Annotated in this window: 16 protein-coding genes; 8 read left to right on the top strand and 8 right to left on the bottom strand. The window is 34.0% G+C overall.

The features are described from left to right. Window positions 1–27: 27 nt before the first annotated feature. Both JOD96_RS09770 and JOD96_RS09765 read right to left on the bottom strand, forming a co-directional pair. Entirely contained in the window at window positions 28–1,083 is a 1,056-nt protein-coding gene (locus JOD96_RS09770) for a helix-turn-helix domain-containing protein (RefSeq protein WP_209564091.1), read from the bottom strand. A gap of 2 nt (window positions 1,084–1,085) precedes the next feature. Next, window positions 1,086–2,147, bottom strand: a complete 1,062-nt coding sequence (locus tag JOD96_RS09765) for a helix-turn-helix domain-containing protein (protein WP_209564090.1) — start codon at window positions 2,145–2,147, stop codon at window positions 1,086–1,088. Between the two features lie 228 nt (window positions 2,148–2,375). Here JOD96_RS09765 and JOD96_RS09760 point away from each other — a divergent pair, with 228 nt between their 5' ends. The 3 genes from JOD96_RS09760 (at window position 2,376) to JOD96_RS09750 (ending at window position 7,768) form a co-directional block, all read left to right on the top strand. Then, window positions 2,376–5,807: a hypothetical protein gene (locus tag JOD96_RS09760; RefSeq protein WP_209564089.1), complete on the top strand. Its 3,432-nt coding sequence runs from the start codon at window positions 2,376–2,378 to the stop codon at window positions 5,805–5,807. Window positions 5,808–5,870: 63 nt separating this feature from the next. Continuing rightward, window positions 5,871–6,446 (top strand): hypothetical protein, encoded by a 576-nt coding sequence (locus JOD96_RS09755; RefSeq protein WP_209564088.1) that lies wholly within the window; start codon window positions 5,871–5,873, stop codon window positions 6,444–6,446. A 245-nt stretch (window positions 6,447–6,691) separates the two neighbouring features. Beyond that, on the top strand, window positions 6,692–7,768 hold the full coding sequence (locus JOD96_RS09750) for a glycosyltransferase (protein ID WP_209564087.1): 1,077 nt from the start codon (window positions 6,692–6,694) through the stop codon (window positions 7,766–7,768). Here JOD96_RS09750 and JOD96_RS09745 read toward each other — a convergent pair. From JOD96_RS09745 to JOD96_RS09735, 3 genes are all read right to left on the bottom strand, one after another. Further along, window positions 7,765–9,060 carry a porin gene (locus JOD96_RS09745; protein ID WP_209564086.1) on the bottom strand — a complete coding sequence of 432 codons (1,296 nt, stop codon included), beginning with the start codon at window positions 9,058–9,060 and terminating at the stop codon, window positions 7,765–7,767. The two genes, JOD96_RS09750 and JOD96_RS09745, sit on opposite strands and share 4 nt — an antisense overlap. A 170-nt stretch (window positions 9,061–9,230) precedes the next feature. Beyond that, window positions 9,231–10,310, bottom strand: a complete 1,080-nt coding sequence (locus tag JOD96_RS09740) for a sensor histidine kinase (RefSeq protein WP_209564085.1) — start codon at window positions 10,308–10,310, stop codon at window positions 9,231–9,233. 262 nt (window positions 10,311–10,572) lie between these two features. Continuing rightward, window positions 10,573–11,256, bottom strand: coding sequence for a response regulator transcription factor (locus tag JOD96_RS09735; RefSeq protein WP_209564084.1), 684 nt, complete (start codon window positions 11,254–11,256; stop codon window positions 10,573–10,575). A 230-nt stretch (window positions 11,257–11,486) separates the two neighbouring features. On the opposite strand from JOD96_RS09735, the gene JOD96_RS09730 reads away from it, so the two are divergent. The 4 genes from JOD96_RS09730 to JOD96_RS09715 all read left to right on the top strand — a co-directional run bounded on the left by JOD96_RS09730 (window position 11,487) and on the right by JOD96_RS09715 (window position 17,201). Continuing rightward, a complete protein-coding gene (locus JOD96_RS09730) occupies window positions 11,487–14,276 on the top strand; it encodes a TonB-dependent receptor (protein ID WP_209564083.1) in 2,790 nt (929 codons plus the stop codon). Window positions 14,277–14,454: 178 nt separating this feature from the next. Beyond that, complete coding sequence (locus tag JOD96_RS09725) at window positions 14,455–15,648, top strand: hypothetical protein (RefSeq protein WP_209564082.1); 1,194 nt, start codon at window positions 14,455–14,457, stop codon at window positions 15,646–15,648. Window positions 15,649–15,754: 106 nt separating this feature from the next. After that, window positions 15,755–16,093, top strand: coding sequence for a T9SS type A sorting domain-containing protein (locus JOD96_RS09720; RefSeq protein ID WP_209564081.1), 339 nt, complete (start codon window positions 15,755–15,757; stop codon window positions 16,091–16,093). A 127-nt stretch (window positions 16,094–16,220) separates the two neighbouring features. Next, window positions 16,221–17,201 carry an acyl transferase gene (locus JOD96_RS09715; protein ID WP_209564080.1) on the top strand — a complete coding sequence of 327 codons (981 nt, stop codon included), beginning with the start codon at window positions 16,221–16,223 and terminating at the stop codon, window positions 17,199–17,201. Window positions 17,202–17,276: 75 nt separating this feature from the next. On the opposite strand, the gene tyrS is transcribed toward JOD96_RS09715, so the two are convergent. Then, a complete protein-coding gene (gene tyrS, locus JOD96_RS09710; protein WP_209564079.1) occupies window positions 17,277–18,572 on the bottom strand; it encodes a tyrosine--tRNA ligase in 1,296 nt (431 codons plus the stop codon). 207 nt (window positions 18,573–18,779) lie between these two features. Here tyrS and JOD96_RS09705 point away from each other — a divergent pair, with 207 nt between their 5' ends. Then, the gene (locus JOD96_RS09705) at window positions 18,780–19,781 is read left to right on the top strand and encodes an NAD-dependent epimerase/dehydratase family protein (RefSeq protein ID WP_209564078.1); all 1,002 of its coding nucleotides are present in this window, start codon (window positions 18,780–18,782) and stop codon (window positions 19,779–19,781) included. Between the two features lie 3 nt (window positions 19,782–19,784). On the opposite strand, the gene JOD96_RS09700 is transcribed toward JOD96_RS09705, so the two are convergent. Beyond that, the gene (locus JOD96_RS09700; RefSeq protein ID WP_209564077.1) at window positions 19,785–20,282 is read right to left on the bottom strand and encodes a DUF4296 domain-containing protein; all 498 of its coding nucleotides are present in this window, start codon (window positions 20,280–20,282) and stop codon (window positions 19,785–19,787) included. A gap of 10 nt (window positions 20,283–20,292) precedes the next feature. Then, window positions 20,293–21,633 (bottom strand): dihydroorotase, encoded by a 1,341-nt coding sequence (locus JOD96_RS09695; RefSeq protein ID WP_209564076.1) that lies wholly within the window; start codon window positions 21,631–21,633, stop codon window positions 20,293–20,295. Window positions 21,634–21,641: the final 8 nt, after the last annotated feature.

Here is a 21,641-nt window from a genome sequence, read left to right as displayed (position 1 = left end):
AGTCCAAAGTCTCGTAATGTTACATCCTTAAATCGATAATTTTTGCAATTGATAGTTTAACGGAGTAGTTCCGGTATATTTTTTAAAAGCAGCAAAGAATGTCGATTTCGAATTAAAACCAACATCATAACCAATAGATTCCAAAGTCTGTTTATCATTAGAAAGTATAATTTCACAAGCTTCCTTAATTCTTATCTCGTTTATAAAAGTGGTAAAATTTTTCCCGAGATTATTATTCAAAAACTGGGACAACTGATAGGACTGAATCTTCATTTCGTTTGATAAATCCTGCAAAGACAAATCGGAGTTCTTATATAACTCTTTTTCAACCACTACAGTTTTTAGTTTTCTGAGTAAAGATTCCACTTCAGAAACTTCCATTTTCTTTACCGAAGTTTTATACAGCAGAAACAAATCATCTGTCTTTTTTCGATTTAGCAGAATCAGAAAAATTAGATATAAAATAAAGGTAAAAGAGACTGCTCCTGTAAGGCACGAAACAAAAGGAACTCTGGCAAAGCCAAGAAAGTAAAAGATAAAAACAGCCGCATTACCAAAGAAAATCATTCCAAACCACATTTCTGCCGGAACAATTTCCTCTTTTTTATTTACTATTTTCTGAAGTAACTCTCTGCTATCAAAACCTGAAATAAAAACAAAGAAAAACCATTCTGCAAAAATAACCGCCACAATATACTCATTCCATAAAACAGGGTAATTCTGGTATGGAAATAAAAGTCCAAATATCAATATGAAAAGAAATAAAATCATAAGATTTCGTTTCCACAAATAGGGTACAACAGTTATTCCTTTGATTCCTGTTTTTAGAAAATAATATAAAAATGGTCCAATTAAAAGACAGGAAGAAAGCCCAATCTGAAGATAGGTCCTGGGCAGGGCATTATTAAAATAGACAAAAACCGTAACCGTAATCCTGATACTTAAAACTAAAAGCAATGCGGCCAGAAAATAATTGGTGAGGTATTTTTTTCTTGTAAAAAAGAAAAAATACAGACTTAGAAAAATTCCGTTGAAAGCTCCCAAAGCACCAAAAAAGAATAATATTTCTTTACCTATACTCATAATTATGTTTGTACTGCCTGCAATTGATAGTTTAACGGTGTGGTTCCGGTATGTTTTTTAAAAGCGGCAAAAAACGTCGATTTAGAGTTAAAACCAACATCATAGCCAATTGCTTCCAGAGTAATTTTATCATTGGATATTATAATCCTGCAGGCTTCACTGATTCTGAATTCATTTATAAAACTGGTAAAATTCTTTCCGACATTATTATTGAGAAATTGGGACAATTGATGACCCGAGATACTGAGCTCTTGTGCCAGATCCTGCAAACTCAAATTTGGATTTTTATAAAGCTGTTTTTCAGTCATTATATTTTCCAGTTTTTCAAATAAAATTGCAGCCTCAGATTCTTCTATTCTTTTTCCGGAAGGTTTCTGCCCATTTAATAAAAACAAATCGTCTGTTTTTTTCCTATATAAAAGAATCGAAATAATGAGATACAGAATAAAAGAAAAAACAACTGCGCCACTAATATATGTAACAGCCGGAGCGCGCATTAGGGAAAGAAAATAAAAAAGAAAAAGTAAAAAATTACCCAAAAAGAGCATTCCAAACCAGGTTTCGGCAGGAGTCGCTTTTAATTTTCTGCTAACGATTTTTTTCAGGACTTTTCTAATAGTATAACCGGATAAAACAATATAAATGAACCATTGGAAATAAATAACCCTCACAAAATAGTTGCCCCATAATTTGGGATATTCTTCATACGGAAATGCAATACCGGCACTTAATATCACGATTGCCCAAAAGATCAACGACCATTTCCATGATTTTGGCATAGTATTGACTTCGTCTGCTGCCGATTTTATAAAGTAAAATAAACAGGGACCAATAAAAAAACAAGCTGTGAGACCAAACTGCAAATACATTCTTGGCAGACCCGGGTGAAAATAAACAAAAACAGATTTAGCAATTCTAATACTCAAAGCAAACAAAAGGGCTCCAAGGAAATAGTTGGTCAGGTATTTTTTCTTTGTAAAAAAGAAAAAATATACCCCCAGGATAATTCCGTTGAAAGCTCCCAAAGCACTGAAAAAGAATAAAAGTTCTTTGCCGGTATCCATAATGTAAGATTCGTTTTTGTACTGACAAAGCTAAAAAAAAGAATGATGTATTGTAAGAATAAAATATCGAATCATTTAATAAATTATTAATTATCAATGTAAAACCGTTATTCAAATCTTTCTAAATCAAAACTATTACAAGTAAACCGGCTAAAAACTTCAAAACGCAAAAACGTCCTGATTACCAATTATAAATACTACTTTTGGCTTTTTGGAGTTAAAGTATTTATGTTGAAAAAATTACTGTTTTTTACGGTGCTTCTTTTTTATTCCGGTCTTCAGGCGCAGGAAACGGAATCATCGTACCAAACCAAAAAAGTAATTGTAACGCGTGATACTATCCATCTCGAAAAATTCAGCATCAACTCTGCTTTTTTTGAGTTGCTAAATACCAGAAACGAACCTGTTGATTCTACACTTTATACCATAGATTTCAAAAAAGGAACTTTACTTCTTAATGATAAATTCACTTCAGTTTCCGATACTTTAATTGTAAATTATTTGAGATATCCAGATTTCCTTACCAAGGAATACGGGCTTTATCAGGATAGCCAGGTGGTGAGTAATGATGTAGGTTCTGAAAAACTTTACAGAATAGAAAATACAAACGCCAAAAAAGTCACTCCGTTTGATGGGTTAAACACTTCCGGAAGCATTACGCGCGGGGTTACGGTTGGTAATAATCAAAACACCGTTCTCAATTCGAATCTGGATCTCCAGATTACCGGAAAGTTATCCGACAAAGTAAGTTTGAGAGCGTCATTGCAGGACAGCAATATTCCGCTTCAGGATGGGGGATATTCCCAGAAACTGGATCAGTTTGATAATATTTTTATGGAACTTTTCAGCGATGACTGGAACATTCGCGCAGGCGATGTTTTTCTGGAAAACAGGAAAACGCAATTTTTAAGTTTCAACAAAAAGGTTCAGGGGCTTGCCGCAAGTTTTGATTTTGATACCGAAAAAAGCAAGACCAATGTTTTTGCTTCCGTTTCTTTTGTAAAAGGACAATATGCAAAAAGTACGTTTACAGGACAGGAAGGGAATCAGGGTCCATATAAATTAAAGGGCCAGAATGGTGAATTGTATGTTTTGGTTATTTCGGGCTCTGAACGTGTTTATGTGAATGGTATTTTATTAAAACGAGGTGAAAACAACGATTATGTAATTGATTATAATGCAGGCGAAATTGTTTTTACATCCCTTTTTACGATTACGTCTGAAATGCGTATCAATATAGAATACCAATATTCTGATCGAAATTACAATCGCCTGGTGACATATGCCGGGGCTACTCATGAAAATAAAAGCTGGAGTTTTGGCGGTTATTTGTATTCTGAAAATGATATGAAAAACCAGCCTTTGCAGCAAAACCTTTCTACAGAACAGGTTCAGGTTCTGAGTCAGGCGGGTGATGATCAAAACTTAATGACAGCACCCTCTGCATATGAAGATGCTTATGCAGACAATAAAATTTTATACAAAAAGGTAATTGTAAACGGTATTGAAGTTTATGAATATTCAAACAACTCTGCAGATGTTTTATATAATGTAAAGTTTAGTCTTGTCGGAAACAATCTCGGAAATTATATCATACAGAACACTAATTCTGTCGAACGTATCTATGAATATGCTGCGCCTGTAAACGGTATTTTGCAGGGAAATTATGAACCCATAGTAAAGTTGGTTGCCCCAATGAAAATTCAGGTTGCTACTTTTTTAGGAAAATATAATCCGGATGAAAAGACTTTGGTTGATTTTGAAGTTGCAGTGAGTAATAATGATAAAAATTTATTTTCTGGTATTGATGATTCTGACAACAAAGGAGTTGCTGTAAAAACAAATATAAAAAAACGCCTTTTTACCAGAGACTGGACTTTGGATGCTTTCGCAAATTACCAATTTGTGCAGGAAGATTTCAGGTCTGTAGAACGTTTGTACAATATCGAATTTAATCGCGACTGGAATTTAAATTCAACTCTTTTAGGAAATCAGAGTTTGCTGGTTACGGGTTTAAATCTTGATTTATTTTCTAAAAAAGAAACTACCGATATTGGTTTATTTACGTATCAATTTGACAAACTGGATTTTACAGAAAGCTATACCGGTTCGCGCCACACGGCAAATGCATTTCTTAAACTGAACAAATGGACGATTGAAAATCATGGCAGTTTTCTGAATTCTGATGCGACAGCTTCAACTTCAAAATTCATCAGAAATCAGACCAAAACCAAATATCATTTCGGGAAAAACTGGGTAGGCGGAAGTATTCAGATTGAGGATAATCAGGAAAAAGATAAAGTTACCAATACGTTTTCGGCCCTGAGCCAGAGATTTTCTGAATATGGCGTTTTTGTTGGTCGCGGTGACAGTACCAAAGTTTTTGTAGAGTTGGGCTACTTACAGCGTCGTAATGATAGTTTGCAAAATGGTTTACTGCAACATGTCAATGATTCAAAAATGTATGTTTTGAAATCCAAGTTAATACAAAACAAAAAAACAGATCTGGCTGTTTATGCAAGTTACCGAACACTTGATTTTACAGATGCTTCACGAAAAAGCGAACCTTCATTAAACTCCAGAATTTTGTATAATGACCGGTTTTTTAATCAGTTTATGCAAATCGGAACGGCATATGAAACCAGTTCGGGAACTATTGCGCAACAGGAATTTACTTATGTAGAAGTCCCAACCGGGCAAGGTGTTTATACATGGAATGATTATAATGGAAATGGAGTTCAGGAACTGGAAGAGTTTGAAGTTGCTCCTTTTCCTGATCAGGCAAAGTTTATCCGTATCTTTTTACCAAATCAGATTTATATCAAAACCAATCAGAATAAATTTTCACAATCTGTAATTTTAAATCCGCTGCAATGGCAGAATCAAACAGGTTTCAAAAAACTGGCTTCTTATTTTTATAATCAGACTTCGTTTATAATGGATCGAAAAGTAAAAACCGATGGCGGAAATTTTGAACTGAATCCGTTTCATTCTTCAGATGAAAATATGCTGGGTTTAAATTCAAGTTTAAGAAACAGTCTGTATTTTAACCGAGGAAAACAAAAACATTCCGTAACCTATTCTTACCTTATTAATAAAGGAAAAAATCTGCTTTCGATTGGTTCTCAGGATGTCAGAAACAATTCGCATCAGTTGCAGTATACACATTTATATCAAAAAAGCTGGTTGTTTAATTTCTTTACCAAAAGCATTAAGACAACTTTGTTTTCTGAAGATTTTACTGAAAAAAACTATGATCTTGAAGGGTATCAGATTGCGCCAAAAATCAGTTATTTGTTTTCTAAAAATACAAGCCTGGATTTCTTTTATGAATTACAGAACAAAAAAAACCAGATTGGCAGCTTAGAAACTTTGTCTCAAAACAGACTCGGAACTTCGTTTTCTTATGCAGGTGAAAAAAAAGTGACAGTAAGCGGTGAGTTTTCTTTTTATGAAAATGAATTTACCGGGAATGAATTTTCATCAGTAGGGTTCCAGATGCTGGAAGGGCTTCAGGCAGGGAAAAATCTTGTATGGAAACTTCTTCTGCAAAAGAACATTACGCAGTTTCTGGATATTAATTTAAATTATCAGGGACGTAAAAGTGAAACCGGAAATACGATTCATACAGGCAATGTACAACTACGGGCATATTTTTAATATGTTGCGAAATATATTACAAAAAAATGATTAATTTTGATTAAAATTCTAACACCTTTTACTATGAGAAAATTATTAATGTTGTGTTTCATGTTAGCATTGTCAGGTAATTTTTATGGACAGGAAACTGAAACTGCCAAAACTACTAAGGCAAAAACAGAAGCAAAAGCCAAAAAAGAAGCAAAAGAAAAAGCTGCTGACGCAAAGAAAACTGCAGACAAAACAAAAGAGAAAGCTGCAAAAACTAAAGAAAAAGCAGCTGACACTAAGGAAACTGCAGACAAGACAAAAGAGAAGGCTGCAAAAACAAAAGAAAAAGCTTCGAAATCAAAACTAAGCGCTGACAAGGCAGCTGCTAAGACAACAAAAACCAAAGAAAAAGCAGCTGAAACTAAGGAAACTGCAGACAAGACAAAAGAGAAAGCTGCAAAAACAAAAGAAAAAGCAGACAAGACAAAAGAGAAAGCTGATAAGGCTGCAAAATCTTCAACTAAAAAATTGAAGGAAACTAATGAAAAAGCTCCAAAAGTTGCCGATAAGGTTACTGGAGAATATAATGGTAAAAAAGTATATACAGGGCCACGTGGCGGTAAATATTACATTAATGCCAATGGAAATAAAACGTATATCCAGGACTAGAGAAAGGTACTAAGGTTCTGAAATACTAAGTTCCTATCCCGTAGCCTCGGGACTAAAATTTAGATACACGACTTTGAAGCCGAACTTAAGTTCGGCTTTTTCTTTTGTTAAATAAAAAACTTAGAACCTCAGAATCTCAGAACCTTAGTGCCTTAAATAAAATATAGAGTTAATAATTTAGTAATATGTCGGAAATAACATAAAAAACATATTTCTATATCTTCGTTTTTTAAAACGCGTTACATATGAGCATTGACTATTCTGCGAACAAAACTATTTTAGTGGCCCCGTTAAACTGGGGTTTAGGACATGCTACAAGATGTATTCCTATTATAAAGGCGCTTCAGGAGAATAATTATATTCCGATAATAGCTTCCGACGGTATTGCACTGGCCTTATTACGAAAAGAATTTCCCTATATAGAAACATTAGAACTTCCTTCTTATCATATTGAATATGCTAAAAACGGTAAAAACTTTAAATGGAAATTAATTAAAAATTTACCAAAAATGATTACTGCCATTCTTGATGAGAAAAAAATGGTAAAGTCATGGATTAGAAAACATGGTATTGATGGTATCATTTCAGATAACAGATTAGGGGTTTTCAGCAGAAAAATTCCTTCTGTTTTTATGACGCATCAATTGAACGTGATGACCGGAAATACAACATGGTTTACCAGTAAATGTCATCAGCATATTATAAAAAAATATTCAGAATGCTGGATTCCGGACACGAATGACACCTTAAATTTAACTGGCGAGCTGGGTCATCTTAAAACAAACGAACTGAATTTAAAATATATCGGACCCTTGAGCAGGATGCGCCAAAAAGATACACCAAAGGTTTATGATTTAATGGTTATTCTTTCCGGCCCTGAACCTCAACGTACTTATCTGGATGAAAAACTTCAGGAAGAAGTAAAACGTTATGATGGAAAAGTTGTTTTTGTAAAAGGTGTGGTCGAAAAAACCCAGACGAAACAGGAAATTGGAAATGTGACTTATTACAATTTTATGAATTCGAAACAACTGGAACAGACCTTTAACGAAAGTGAATTGGTTTTATGCCGTTCTGGTTATACTACTGTAATGGATTTGGCAAAATTGGGCAAAAAAGCTTTTTTTATACCTACACCGGGACAATACGAACAGGAATATCTTGCGATAAAACTTCAGGATGAAAACTTGGTGCCTTATGCAACGCAAGACGATTTTACTATTGAAGATCTTTCAAGAGTAAAATCGTTTAACGGTTTATCTCAATTTAAAAACAACATCGACTGGGATTCTTTGTTTTCTATTTTTGAAGATAAGGCTTAGAAATTGAACTGTGCCTGAAGTCGCAATAAATTACCTTGTTGTCTGTTTACCGGCAGAGCGCTGTCTTCAAAAGTTCTGTCGGCTACAACGTATTCTGCAGTGAGCTCAAAAGCTTTTATTGGCTGCCATTCTACACCAAACTGATAATCTCTTACAACATAACTTCTGGCATCTTTTTCATATTTTTTTCCTCCGTCATAATATTGAAATTTGGCAAAAGGATAAATATGTTGTTTTTTGATGTCCCATTTGTAATTCAACAATACATATCCTCCATTTAAATCTGTTTCATCAACAGTATTTGTTAGGGTATTGTATTTTGGACCTGTTCCGATATTATATTCTGTCTGGACTCCGAATGGTTTTGGATATAAAACAAAGGTTGCTCCTACTCGCTGGTCTTTAACATATTGCGGATCATTAACAATCACGCCAGATGAAATCTCACCCGTAAATGCCCATTTTCCGGTATATGCCTGAATTCCCGGTTCAATAATCTGATTACCGATTACGAATGGATATGTAACTCTTGCTACAACATTGAGGTCTCTGTTTCCGTCTATTTTATTGGCAATCTGTCCATTGTAAACTCCAAATGCAAATACACCAAAATCACCAGAACCTTTATAACCGTTTTTAACCAGCATTTCAAAACGCTCTCTGATTTCGGCCGGTGCCCAGTAAAAGAACATACCTAAATCACGCTCATTTGCTATTGAACTGTTTATTCCATCGGCACGGTCCAGAGTCAAACGTTGCGAGCTTGACTGCATGTTTTCAAAACCATACGGAATCTTACTCTGCCCTACACGTAAACGATATTCTTTTTTCTTATCAAAAGAAAGATCAAAATATAAATCCCTGATTTGTACAAAATTCTGAATTCCGGTACTTGGTGAACTGGCAAAATCCGGCTGGAAATAGAAAAATACATTTGGATGGACTTGGCCTGAAAAAACAAGACGTGCACGTCTGATAAAAAGTCCGTTGTTTGCTTTTGCGTCCGGAGCTGTAGATATAGTTCCCCAGGATTTATCACATTGATCACAGGAAACTTTGTCATTTGTAGAAAACAAACCATTGTATCTTATTTGGGCATAACCTCTTAACGAGATTCTGTCGTACCAGTGTTCTTCTCCGCTTACGCCAGATTTTGTATCTGGAAGTTTTGCCTGATTAATGGAGTCTAAAAGGCGTAAAACCTCTTTTTTTACATCTTCTTTTTTCAAATCTTGCGCATTTGCTACACAAGTAATTAGCAATAAAATTGCAATTATTTTTCTTTTTATCATCTTTCGCTTTAATGCACTAAAATTCAAGATGCAAAGATGTATCACCAATGTTAAGAAATCATTAACAGGATGTTACGATAATAAGAAGATTTGTTTAGAAATAGTTATGTAATTATGATTAAGTCTCTAAGGCCATGGTTAACGGTGCCTTACCGCGCAATAAGTTACAATTATTTAACTTCTGACTTTTGTACTTTATGTGCTTTTTCGAGTGTAAATGAGAATTCAGAACCAATTCCGAACTCACTTTCTACATAGACTTTCTCTTTGTGTGCTTCAATAATGTGTTTTACAATTGCCAGTCCAAGCCCCGAACCTCCTTCTGATCGTGTTCCGCTTTTATCAACTCTGTAAAAACGTTCAAAAAGTCTTGGGATGTTTTGTTTTTCAACTCCCTCTCCATTATCACTAATACGAATTAAGACTTTTTTCTTGGTTAGGTTTACTACGCCAACTTCTGTAAGTCCGCCTTCTTTGCCATATTTAATAGAGTTTACAATCAGGTTTTCCAGAACCTGTTGTATCCTGTCCTGATCTCCACGAATAATAACCGATTGTACATTTTTACTTTCAAAAGCCAATTTAATTTTCTTTTTATCGGCTTTCATTTCTAATAAGTCAAAGACATTCTGAATTAACTCCACAATATCAAAATCAGTCATGACCAAATCCAGATCGCCCGATTCCAGTTTGGTAATCATATCAAGATCTTCAACAATATAAATAAGACGTTCCACCCCCTTTTCGGCACGTTTTAAATATTTCTTTCGGATATGTTTGTCGTCCATAGCTCCGTCAAGCAATGTGGAAACATAACCCTGAACTGTAAATAATGGTGTTTTTAATTCGTGCGAAACATTCCCCAGAAACTCTCTGCGGTATTGTTCACGAATTTCGAGCATTTCAATTTCGAGTTTTTTATCAGTAGCAAACTTTTTCACTTCACGTGAAAGCGTTTCCATATCTGTAGTTATAGGCTGATTGATAAGCGTTGTAGATTCCAGTAAAGAAACATCGTCGTATATTTTTTTTACTCTTCTGTAAATAAAACGTTCTACCCGATATTGCAAAACTAAAAAGGAGAAAATATAAACTGAGATAATAAAAATTATTCCAAATGCAACCTGATGTTTTAGTTGACCTTTATAAAATAAGGACATTAAAATCAACACAAACCCAGTTGTAAAAAGACTTATATATAATGCCGATTTTACAGCAAATTTGTAGGTTTTTTTAAAATTAATTTTCATTTCAGACAGTTATTCTTTATAATAATGAACCATTAAGAGATTAAGAAAAATTAAGGTTCTCTTTTGAGTTATACATTTTTCTTTAAATTAACATTTGAACTAAAAACAAAGTTAACTCAAAAACCATATAAGAAATTAAAGTTCATAGGATCTTTAATTCTTATATGGTTTATTTTTTATAATCTGAAATTCGTTTGATCTTCAGAGAAATCAGTTAGTCACTAAAACCTTAGCAAATTAGAACCTCAGAATCGTAAAAAAACTAAACTTCAAATTTATAACCAACTCCTTTTATAGTTTTAAAAAAGTCTTCTCCGATCTTTTCGCGTAATTTTCTGATATGAACATCAATTGTTCTTCCTCCCACTACCACTTCATTACCCCAGACTTTGTCAAGGATTTCATCTCTTTTAAAAACTTTTCCCGGTTTAGAAGCCAGTAAGTAAAACAATTCAAATTCTTTTCTTGGCAAAGCAATTTCTACATTGCCTTTTATGATCTTATATTCCTCGCGGTTAATTTCGATTCCTCCAACGTTTAAGGTATCTGTAACAACTTCTTGTTCTTTTAACCTTCTTAACAAAGCCTTTACTTTGCTTACCAATAATTTTGGTTTTATTGGTTTGGTGATATAATCATCTGCACCTGCATCAAAACCAGCAACTTGAGAATAGTCTTCGCTTCTTGCTGTTAAAAATGTTATGATTACATTATTTAATTCAGGAATTTTTCTAATGTTTTCGCAGGCTTCCATTCCGTCCATTTCTGCCATCATTACATCCATAATAATTAGGTCGGGCAATTCTTTTTGAGCTTTTGCGATGGCATCTTTACCGTTTGACGCTGTTACAATCTGATAGCCTTCCTGAGCAAGGTTATAGCCAACAATTTCCAGGATATCCGGTTCATCATCAACTAATAAGATCTTGGTTTGTGTTTTTTTCATAAAATAGCAAAAATTGAGTTTTTTCATCAAATTTTTATGTCAAAAATCTAATGTTTTTTAATTGCGATGGTAAATATAATAATAAATCAACGGTTAAATTTCGCTGTTAACGGTAATTTAATCTCGTAACAATTTGATAATCTACAGAACACAAAAACATAACAAGTGCGTAACATGAACTTTACAGGGCGGTTCTTTCTTTGCAAAAAAATAAATTAAACACAACTAAAATGAAATTCAATCTTAAATTTCTATTATTTACATTATTTATCTGCACGATTTCGATCGCTCAAAACAAAGGTACAATTTCTGGTACATTAACCGACAAAGAATCTAATAATCAGCCATTACCTTTTGCAAATGTTTTACTTAAAGGTACAAATATTAGTGCAAACACCGACATTGACGGGAAATACTCATTAAGCGTAAATCCTGGAAACTATACTGTAATTTTTAGCTTCGTAGGTTACGAATCTGTAGAAAAACCTGTAACCGTTGCTGCAGGACAAACTGTAACTGCTAACCAGGTACTTTCTTCTGGAGGTTATACTTTAAAAGATGTTGTTGTAAAAAATACCACTAGCAGAGAAAAAGAAACTGCATTATTATTAGACCAAAAAAATGCAGTTGTTATTAAACAAAGTATCGGTGCACAGGAAATGTCGAGAAAAGGTGTTAGCGATGTGGAAGATGGATTAACTAAGGTTACTGGTATAACCAAAGTTGACGGGAGAGGTTTATTCATCAGAGGACTTGAAGATCGTTACAACAATTTATTGGTAAATGATTTACAAACGCCTTCAAACAGTCCTTTCAAAAAAATAATTCCTCTTGATTTATTTCCAACAGACATCGTTGGTGTTCTAAATATTTATAAAACCTTTAATCCAAATATCTCCGGTGACTTTGCTGGAGCAACTATAAATATTGAAACTACCCAGCCAAAAAATATTACAAAAATAAATGTTGGATTTGGCTACACCACGAATAATAATCTGAAAAAATTCCTTCTTTCTGATGATGCAAATACAACGGCAGGAACTTTTGGACTTCTTGGAAACAAAAGAGAACTTCCTGAAGTTTTTGGATCAGTTCCAAGCGGAAGAAAGTTATCTCCTGACGAATATCACAATGCATATGGTGACAGAAACTGGGATGTGGATCAGACTGCAAGCCCTTTAAATTCAAGTATCGGATTTTTACATTCGCAAAAATTTAACCTGGAAAAAGAAGAAAGAAGTATTAGTTACATAATGTCATTTAATTTTGATAATAAATACATTTTTAGAGAAGGGGTTGACAGAACTTTCAACCTAGGACAAGGTAACTACGACAACAACTTATACAATACACAATATGCATACCAAACTACGTTTTCTGGCTTAGCAGGTTTAAGATACAAAACAAACAGATTAAACTTAAATTTTAACTCCCTATTCATTCAGGCTACTGAAAGTAAAATTCAGGATCAGTTAGGTTACACCAACAGTTTGGCAAACGTAACCAACAATCTTATCAGAATGAATCAATTTGAGGAATCTAAATATTGGAATACGCAATTATTTGGTGATTACAAATTGACTGAAGACGGAAAACAAACCATCAAAGCAGGTGGTTCATACGTAAAAACAGGTTTTCAACAACCGGACAGAAAATTCATTACAGGTTTAAAACTGAATGATGACGAAATTAATATGTCTTATGGCGGTAATAATTTAAACCGACAGTATTTAGATGTAAGCGGAAACTTTTACTTCTCGGCTCTTGCGGAGTACAGCATTAAGTTTGGTGACAAAGAAAAGATGAACAACCTTACTGTAGGATATAATAATTTCATCAATGACATGGAGTCTAGTTACCGTTTTTTCTCTGGAAGAAGAAATATAGAGAAAAACTATACTGCCAATCTAAATACAATTAGTACCGAAATTAATCAGGATATTGATAACGGAATTGTATATGTTCAGGAAGAATCAAATGGAGATTATAAATTAAAATTAAATCAGTTCGTAAATGCTGGTTACTTTAATTTGTATTGGACATTTGGAGAAAAATTGGATTTAAATGTTGGAGTAAGAGCTGAAAGTTCAACCCGTGAAATTAAATTCAGACAATTAGGAGATCCTTTTGGAAGCCCTTACAGAACTAAAAATGACGACAAGCTGGATTTCCTACCATCTTTAAACAGTAAATATGCTTTAAACGAAAACAGCAATCTGCGTGCTTCTTTAAGCAAAACTATCACAAGACCAGTAGCAATGGAATTACTTCCGATCAACTACATCAATGCTGATGGAACTTCTGAAAGTGGAAATTCAGATTTATTAGACAGCGACAACTACAATGTTGATTTCAAATACGAATTATTCCCTAACAGTAAGGAAGTTTTTGCTATCGGCGCATTCGGAAAAATGATTGAGAATCCAATCGAAAGAGTTTTTAAACCAACTGCTAATAGTGGTGGACAAATCACAACTTTTAAAAATTCTGAGAAGGCTATAATTTACGGTGCTGAACTTGAAATGAGTTTACAACTAAGCAGAATTAACGAATCACTTTCTAACTTTACTTTCGGATTCAATACTTCTGTAATGAGTACCGACGTAAAAATTGATATCAAAAAACAAGGAAACGAATTAGAAAACAGTACAAATCGTCAACTTCAGGGAGCATCAAACTGGATTATCAACAGTGATTTAAAGTATGACTTCAAATTAAAAAAAGATTGGAAAAACTCAATGACATTAGTATATAATGTTTATGGAGACAGAATTTTCGCAGTAGGTTCTTCAGGAATGGATCACATTTATGAAAAATCATTTAGCAAATTAGATTTTATCTGGACAAGTAATCTTTCTAAAAATATCGAATTAAAATTTAGTGCAGAGAATATATTAAATCCATATTACAGAAAAGAATTAGGAAAAGACAGCACTATTGATATTACAGAAGATTCATTAGTACTTCGTGAATATAAAAAAGGAGTTGGATTCTCAGTTAATCTTGGATACACATTTTAATCAAAACAAAAAAGAGCCGTAGGGCTCTTTTTTGTTTTGGGCACATAACATAAAGTTTACATACAGCTAATTGTTATATAATGCTTTAGTAACAATTAGCTAACCAAGTTTCGAAAGCGCACTAGTACTTTTGAATAACATAAATAACACAAAAAAATAATTTAAAATCATTAAAAAAATGAAAAAATTAGTCTTAAGTTTATCTCTATTAAGCTTGATTTTCGCAAGTTGTTCATCTAACGATGACGATGTTGTTACACCTCCAGCTACTGGATCGGGAGAAATAACTGCAGAAAATGTTACAACTTCAAAAACATTTGTTAAAGGAACATATACTCTTAGTGGTACTGTAAGAATAAAAAGCGGCGTAACTTTAACTTTCGAAGCCGGATCTACAATTACTGCTGATGTAACTAACGGTGCAGATGCTTTATTAGTTGAAAAAGGTGGTATTTTGAACATTGCAGGTACTGCAGCAGAACCAGTTGTTTTTACAGAAAAATCTAAAACTCCTGGATCTTGGGGTGGAATAATCATTTTTGGTGATGCTCCAATCGTTTCAGGAAAAACTGCTGATGGAACACCAATTACTACTGCTACTTCAGAAGATGGAACAAACATCGTTTACGGTGGTTCTAATCCTACTCACAGCAGTGGTTCGTTAAAATATGTTCGTGTAGAATATGCTGGTAAAAAGATTCTTGACGGAAACTCAGAAATGAATGGTTTTTCATTTTACGCAGTAGGTTCAGGGACAGTTTTAGAAAACTTAGTTGCTTACAAAGGTGCTGATGATGGTTTTGAATTTTATGGTGGAACTGTAAGTGCTAAAAACTTAGTTTCATACGGAAATACAGATGACTCTTTTGACTGGCAAGACGGATGGCAAGGACAAGCAAATACTAACTGGTTTGCTTACCAAACAGGTGCTGGAAATTTCGGAATGGAAATTGAAGCAAAAAGTGTAAACAATTTGTTTTTTCCTAAAGTTTCTAATATTACTTTGAGAAGAGCGGCAGGAACAGTAACTGAAGCTGCAGGTTCTGTAGAATATGATGCAATCCAATTCAAAAAAGATGGAAACGGTGAATATTCAAATGTTGTAATATCAGGATTTACTACAACAGGATCTGTTGCAGTAAGAATTCAGGAAGCTGCTACAAATACAAACCAGGTTGCTGGCGGAAAAATTAAAATGTTAAATGTAAAAGTTGCTGATGCTGCAACTCCTTTGACAGGAACTGGTGCTGCCGGATTTACAGTAGCTTTCCCTACAGGAAACTTTACAACAAGCACAACAGCAACAGGAGCTGCTTTAACTCCTGGAGCGTGGGCAATTGTTGACGGTGTAAACTTATTAGAGAAGCTATAATCCTCTAACACATAAAATGTTAAAAACATCCTAAAATTTTAGGATGTTTTTTTTTGGCGTAATTTTTGTAATTTTTTTTGTATATTTACTTATCTAAAAAAATGCGATGGCAAAAAACTACTTTTATATTGTAATCTTACTGGCTTTTTTCTTTACTACGGGTGCTTCTGCACAGGATAGTAAACAAACGTCAAAACCTCAGGATGGTGTTACTATAGAGGGACTAAGCCTGTACCCTAATCCAGTCACAAGTGGCAAGGTTTACATTTCATCTAAAAATGATTTGGAAAAAGAAATTAGCGTCTTTGATCTGTTAGGAAAAAAAGTCATTCAGACACATTTAGTCTCAAGAGAACTAAACGTTGCTGACTTAACTCCAGGAGTTTATATTATCAAAATAAGCGAAGAAAATGCTTCGGCAACCCGAAAATTGATTATTCGATAATTTAAAAAAAAGCTCCTCTTAGGAGTTTTTTTAGTTTACAGTCACAGTATTCAGTATTCAGTTAAGCACATAGCGTATAAAACTGAGACTGAAAACTAAAAAACAATATCTTTGCACAAAAAAAGTTTTGATTACAGCCAACGATATATTTACCATTTCGAGTCAGAAACAATTTGAAAAAACAGCACTAAAAGTGTTTCGTTTTCAGCATGAGAATAATAAAGTATATCGTGATTTTTGTGATTTTCTAAAAGTAAATCCGCAACAGGTAAAATCATTACAGCAAATTCCTTTTTTGCCTATCCAGTTTTTCAAAAGTCATGATGTTGTTTCAAATAATGATCCTGCACAGGTTACATTTACCAGCAGCGGAACAACCGGAATGATTACCAGCAGGCATTTGGTAACCGATGTCACTCTTTATGAAGAAAGTTACCGAAAAGGATTTTCTGAATTTTATGGCAATATCGAAGATTATGTTGTTTTAGCCCTTTTGCCGTCTTATCTCGAACGCGACGGGTCTTCATTAATTTATATGGTCGATGATCTTATAAAACAATCCAATCAGCCTGAAAGTGGGTTTTATTTACACAACCACGGAGAACTTACCCAAAAATTAATTGAATTGGATAAATCCGGGCAAAACACCATTTTGATTGGGGTCACTTATGCGTTATTAGATTTAATCGAAAAACATCAGTTTGATCTTAAGAATACCATCATTATGGAAACCGGAGGAATGAAAGGAAAACGCAAAGAAATGATTCGGGAAGAACTGCACGAACAACTTTGCAAAGGTTTTGGCGTGAATGCCATACATTCTGAATATGGTATGACAGAACTTTTAGGACAAGCTTATTCTTTGGGCGAAGGCGTTTTTGAATGTCCGGGCTGGATGAATATTTTGATCCGTGATCCTGAAGATGCACTCACTTACGTGAAAGATGGAAAAACCGGTGGCATTAATGTTATTGATCTCGCCAATATTAATTCATGCTCTTTTATCGCAACGCAGGATTTAGGCAAAAAAAATCCCAACAACTCTTTTGAGGTATTGGGACGTTTTGATAATTCTGATATACGTGGTTGTAATTTAATGGTGATTTAACCGCAAAGACACAAGAAATTCGCAAAGTTCACTAAGAGTTTTCTATTTTACTTTTATTAAACTTTCATATTGTGGTTAAACCACTCTAATCACAAAATAATTTTTCTTTCCACTTTGCAATAACACAAACTGATTGTTTATTAGATCATTTGCAGTTAAAACAAAATCTTCTTTGATTTTCTCTCTGTTTACTGAAATTGAATTTGCAGTTAAAGCACGTCTTGCTTCTCCGTTTGATTTAAAGAAACCTGTTTTCTCATTTAAAACCGCAACGATATCCAAACCGTTTTCAAGATCTGCTTTTATAATTTCAGCTTGCGGAACTCCGTCAAAAACTTCCAGAAAAGTAGCTTCATCCAATTGTTTTAAATCTTCTGCTGTAGAATTTCCAAACAAAATATTTGATGCCTGAATTGCTTTTTCCAATTCTTCTTTGCTGTGAACAAAAATCGTAATTTCTTCAGCCAGCTTTTTCTGTAAAACTCTTAAATGCGGTGCTGCTTTATGCTCTTCTATTAAAGCATCAATCGTATCTTTATCTAGAAACGTAAAAATCTTGATATATTTTTCAGCATCAACATCTGTTGCATTTACCCAAAATTGGTAAAATTTATAAACAGACGTTTTATCAGCGTCAAGCCAAACATTTCCTCCTTCAGATTTTCCGAATTTAGATCCGTCTGCTTTTGTTATCAAAGGCGTTGTCAAAGCAAAAGCTTTTGCACTTTCTCCTCCCATTCTGCGTACTAATTCTGTACCTGTGGTAATATTGCCCCATTGGTCAGAACCTCCCATTTGCAAAAGGCAGTTGTTGTTTTTATATAAATGATAAAAATCGTATCCCTGAATTAATTGGTATGTAAATTCTGTGAAAGACATTCCTTCACCTTCTCCGCTAAGTCTTTTCTTAACAGAATCTTTCGCCATCATATAATTTACAGTGATACGTTTTCCTACTTCACGTGCAAAATCAATAAACGAAAATTCCTTCATCCAATCGTAGTTATTCACCATAACCGGAGCATTTTTATCAGTAGAATTAAAATCCAGGAAACGGGACAAAACACTTTTAATTCCGGCTACGTTTTTAGCCAGTGTTTCCTCGTTTAATAAATTTCTTTCGTCTGATTTACCAGATGGATCACCAATCATTCCGGTCGCACCTCCAACCAAAGCAATAGGCTGATGGCCGAAATTCTTTAAATGAACCAATAAAATAATCTGAACCATACTTCCGATATGAAGTGAATCTGCAGTTGGATCAAAACCAATATACGCTGTTGTTACTTCTTTCAGTAATTGTTCTTCCGTTCCAGGCATACTGTCGTGATATAACCCGCGCCATTTTAATTCTTCAACTAGATTCTTCATTTTTAAAATAATTTGGTGCAAATATAGGGATTGTCTACTGCAATATCAAAACCTGTTTGCCACGAAGACACTAAGACACAAAGAAATTAATAACATAACATTTGTATTATGATAGTCAACAAAAAATTGCGCCTTTGTACTTTGTAGCAAAAACAAAAAAAACGTAGTGTCTTTGTGCCTTTGTGGCAAAATCGGTATATTTACAAAATGGTATTAGTTACAGGAGGAACAGGTCTGGTTGGCGCACATTTATTACTTCATTTACTTGAAAATGGAGAAAACGTACGGGCTATTTACCGTAAACAAAATAACATACAAAAGACAAAATCATTTTTTGAACTATACAAAAAAGCTGATTTGTTTGAAAAAATAGAATGGCTGGAAGCTGATATTCTTGATATCCCTTCTTTAGAAATTACTTTTATTGGCATCGAATATGTTTATCATTGCGCTGCATTTATTTCTCTAGACCCAAAAGACGAAGATTTACTTAGAAAAACCAATATCGAAGGAACGGCCAATATGGTCAATTTCTCTATTGCAAAAGGAATAAAGAAATTTTGTTTCGTAAGTTCTATTGCTGCATTAGGAGATTTGGCCGCACATGAAACTATCATAACTGAAGAAACAGAATGGAATCCGGAGAAACCGCATAGTGATTACGCAATATCTAAATATGGTGCAGAAATGGAAGTTTGGAGAGGACTCCAGGAAGGCTTAGATGTTATTATTGTAAATCCGGGCGTAATTTTAGGCCCAATACCGAAAAGCAAAACCTGCGAACAGGGAAGTGCAGAGTTTTATGTAAGAGTAGCCAACGGGCTTTCGTTTTATACTTTGGGTTCTACCGGATTTATAACGGTAAATGATGTTGTGAGAGTTACATTTGAATTAATGAAAAGCGGCATTAAAAACGAGCGTTTTACTTTAATTGCAGAAAATATAGTTTTCCGCGATATTTTTAATACCATATCTGATGCATTAAAAGTAAAAAGACCTTCTATTCATGCCAAACCTATTTTAGTGAATTTTGCATGGATAGCAGACGGAATTTTATCTGCTTTATTTTTTAGAAAAAGAAGTATTACCAAAGCTACTGCAAAAGCATCTTATTCTAAAAGCTTGTATTCTAATGAAAAAATAAAAACCGCTCTTGGAACGGTTTTTCAAGATGTACATCAATACATAAATGATGTGGCAAAACTATAAAATCTATTTTTGCATTTGCATTCTTCTTGCCTGAATTGTTTTTCTTATCGAATCAACATTCGCTTTTTTAACAGGCGGAACTATAGTACCATCAGCCTTCGGAGCAGGTTGTGAAACTTTATTTTTTTTATTTGCTTTTGCCGCTTTCTTCTCTTCAATTTTGACTAATGAATCTGCTGCTTTTTGATTTTTTTCTAATCTTCTGGCAATTTCATCAAACATATCTTTATACGTGTCATAATCTGCAGCATAATAAATATTACTTTGTGCAAACTGAAGACTGTCAACTTTATATTTTTGCAAAACAAATTTCTTCTGATTGGTATCTATAGAATCTACTGACAACGGATTTTGATACTTTATTGCTTCCAGAATAGATAAATCATACATAATATCAATCATTTTTTCTTTCTCAATAAGTCGCTTTGGTTCTTTTACCAACTCTTTTTTACAACTTACAGAAAGAAACAAAACCAATACTATCAATATAAAATTCTTCATTTGTCTTTTATTATCTATCAAACAATAATCTTTTTCCGTTACGGATATCTTTTACTTTAAAGTTATTGTAAACCAATTCGCCATTTACAAAAGTGTGGGTTATTCTGGATCTGAAAGCATATCCTTCAAAAGGAGACCAGCCACATTTTGACAAAATATTATCTGTATTTACACTCCACGGCAAACTCGGATTTACAATCACCAAATCAGCAAAATAACCTTCTCTTATAAAACCTCTTTTTTCGATTCTGAAAAGTTTTGCAGGATTATGGCACATTTTTTCTACTATTTTCTCAATAGAAATTCTGCCCTGATGATGCGCCTCAAACATTGCTACTACAGCATGCTGAACCAATGGCCCTCCCGAAGGTGCATTTAAATAGGATTGTTTTTTCTCTTCTTTTGTATGCGGAGCGTGATCTGTTGCAATTACGTCAATACGGCCATCATTCAAAGCTTCCCAAAGTGCTTTTCTGTCGGCAGCGGTCTTTACAGCAGGATTCCATTTTATAAAATTGCCTTTCGTTTTATAATCTTCATCAGTAAACCATAGATGATGTACACAAACCTCAGCAGTAATTTTTTTGTCTTCTAATGGAATTTTATTAGTAAACAATTCCATTTCTTTAGCTGTTGAAAGGTGAAAGATATGCAAACGTGCGCCAGTTTTTTTTGCTAAGGCAACTGCTTTTGAAGATGAAATATAACACGCTTCTGCACTTCTGATTAAGTGATGAGCCGTTACCGGAACATCATCTCCATATTGTTCTTTAAAAGCAGTGAGATTATTTTTAATGGTAGTTTCATCTTCACAATGCACAGCAATTAACATTGGTGTACTTGAAAATATTTTTTCTAAAGTTGCTTCATTATCCACCAGCATATTACCTGTAGAAGAACCCAGGAAAATTTTGATTCCAGCAACATTTTTAGGATTTGTTTTTAAAACTTCTTCCAGGTTATCATTGGTTGCTCCCATCATAAACGAATAGTTCGCAAATGATTTTTGGGCTGCAATCTGATATTTATCTTCCAGTATTTCCTGAGTCACGGCATTAGGAACCGTATTTGGCTGTTCAATAAAAGAAGTTATTCCGCCGGCAACCGCTGCGCGGGATTCTGATTCTATATCTCCTTTATGTGTTAATCCCGGCTCTCTGAAATGTACCTGATCATCAATTGCTCCGGGCATTAAATAATTCCCTTCGGCGTCAATAACTATACAATCGGATGTTTTCAGGCTGATGCTATCTGAAATTTCGACAATTAAGTCATTTTCTATCAATACATCTCCTTCAAAAATTGATCCTTCGTTTACAATTTTGGCATTCTTTATTAATATCCTATTCATCACCGTGG

The organism is Flavobacterium sp. 1355, assembly GCF_017833415.1.
Classification (GTDB): domain Bacteria; phylum Bacteroidota; class Bacteroidia; order Flavobacteriales; family Flavobacteriaceae; genus Flavobacterium.
Note: the sequence above shows the minus strand (reverse complement) of the source record. Positions and strands in the feature narration are given on the sequence as shown.

Coding starts and splice junctions, on each gene's coding strand:
- JOD96_RS09730 (WP_209564083.1), top strand. CDS start 11,487: ATGAAATTCAATCTTAAATTTCTATTATTTACATTATTTATCTGCACG.
- JOD96_RS09755 (WP_209564088.1), top strand. CDS start 5,871: ATGAGAAAATTATTAATGTTGTGTTTCATGTTAGCATTGTCAGGTAAT.
- JOD96_RS09765 (WP_209564090.1), bottom strand. CDS start 2,147: ATGGATACCGGCAAAGAACTTTTATTCTTTTTCAGTGCTTTGGGAGCT.
- JOD96_RS09705 (WP_209564078.1), top strand. CDS start 18,780: ATGGTATTAGTTACAGGAGGAACAGGTCTGGTTGGCGCACATTTATTA.
- JOD96_RS09695 (WP_209564076.1), bottom strand. CDS start 21,633: ATGAATAGGATATTAATAAAGAATGCCAAAATTGTAAACGAAGGATCA.
- JOD96_RS09770 (WP_209564091.1), bottom strand. CDS start 1,083: ATGAGTATAGGTAAAGAAATATTATTCTTTTTTGGTGCTTTGGGAGCT.
- JOD96_RS09725 (WP_209564082.1), top strand. CDS start 14,455: ATGAAAAAATTAGTCTTAAGTTTATCTCTATTAAGCTTGATTTTCGCA.
- JOD96_RS09720 (WP_209564081.1), top strand. CDS start 15,755: ATGGCAAAAAACTACTTTTATATTGTAATCTTACTGGCTTTTTTCTTT.
- JOD96_RS09740 (WP_209564085.1), bottom strand. CDS start 10,310: ATGAAAATTAATTTTAAAAAAACCTACAAATTTGCTGTAAAATCGGCA.
- JOD96_RS09760 (WP_209564089.1), top strand. CDS start 2,376: ATGTTGAAAAAATTACTGTTTTTTACGGTGCTTCTTTTTTATTCCGGT.
- JOD96_RS09700 (WP_209564077.1), bottom strand. CDS start 20,282: ATGAAGAATTTTATATTGATAGTATTGGTTTTGTTTCTTTCTGTAAGT.
- JOD96_RS09735 (WP_209564084.1), bottom strand. CDS start 11,256: ATGAAAAAAACACAAACCAAGATCTTATTAGTTGATGATGAACCGGAT.
- JOD96_RS09750 (WP_209564087.1), top strand. CDS start 6,692: ATGAGCATTGACTATTCTGCGAACAAAACTATTTTAGTGGCCCCGTTA.
- tyrS (WP_209564079.1), bottom strand. CDS start 18,572: ATGAAGAATCTAGTTGAAGAATTAAAATGGCGCGGGTTATATCACGAC.
- JOD96_RS09745 (WP_209564086.1), bottom strand. CDS start 9,060: ATGATAAAAAGAAAAATAATTGCAATTTTATTGCTAATTACTTGTGTA.